This window comes from Bartonella sp. AC535YNZD (genome assembly GCF_042196625.1).
Taxonomy (GTDB): Bacteria; Pseudomonadota; Alphaproteobacteria; order Rhizobiales; family Rhizobiaceae; genus Bartonella.
On record NZ_JBHIQP010000104.1, the window covers coordinates 1 to 520 of the forward strand.

Below are 520 nucleotides of genomic sequence, written 5' to 3' on the forward strand. Positions count from 1 at the left end.
TTTTCATCGGTTAAATAGAGGACATTGCCATTTTCATCATGCGCAACCTCACCTACTGGGTGCTCTTTGACATTTGTAATTTTATAAATTTTATCAAAGTATCCCAATCCTTCATCCGATAAATTATTGATCATATCTACGCGATTATGCACTACCCCCTCAAGCGATGCGACATTGAGCTGTTCTACTGCTTGGTGGGCTGCTGCGGTGTTGCGGTTGAGTGCATCAATGATTTGTCCAGCATCTTGCCCCATCGCCCTCTATCCAGTTATATCAGTAAGGATGATACTCCCATCACTGATAGCAGATTTGGTTTCCCCTTCTGCTGCATCCTTAGCTTTGCCATGACTTAAAGCATTTTTAGCAATATTTTTTATGATGCCATATTTCCCTTGTTGCAAAGCACCGCCACCAGAAATGCTAACCCCATGGCTGCTGGCTTTAGCATGCGCACTGTTGCTGATATCACTGGTGCTAATGCTTCCTGTGGTCAGGCTGTTTTTATCTGCCGGCGCGGTGC

At 44.6% G+C, this 520-nt stretch carries 2 pseudogenes; both read right to left on the reverse strand.

The features are described from left to right. Nucleotides 1-254 (reverse strand): annotated as a pseudogene (locus ACFIM8_RS09450) (filamentous hemagglutinin); the annotation flags it as partial. 6 nt (nucleotides 255-260) lie between these two features. Beyond that, nucleotides 261-520 (reverse strand): annotated as a pseudogene (locus ACFIM8_RS09455) (filamentous hemagglutinin); the annotation flags it as partial.